Annotated in this window: 1 protein-coding gene; it reads right to left on the reverse strand. The window is 52.5% G+C overall.

The annotated features are described in order from the left end of the window. Positions 1–20: 20 nt before the first annotated feature. Positions 21–219: hypothetical protein (locus tag FS628_RS31835; protein ID WP_222125375.1), on the reverse strand; the 199-nt coding region annotated here is incomplete at its 5' end.

The following is a 219-nucleotide window of genomic DNA, read 5'->3' on the forward strand; positions in this document are numbered from 1 at the left end:
CCTCCCTTCATCCCTCCTACTTATCTACCACTCCACATCCTTCTCATCTTCACTATTCCTCCTCCCCTCCTTCCCCCCCACTCACCACTCCACACCATCTTCATGCCCATATCCTTCGCACTCCCCCTCACACTCCTCATCTTTCCCCCATCCCAACTCTTTACAGCTAACAATATCTTCTTCACCATCACTACGCTCCCTCGCCCAACCACACTCAAC

Origin of the sequence: Paenibacillus xylanexedens, from assembly GCF_007676705.1 — a bacterium.
GTDB classification, from domain to species: domain Bacteria; phylum Bacillota; class Bacilli; order Paenibacillales; family Paenibacillaceae; genus Paenibacillus; species Paenibacillus xylanexedens_C.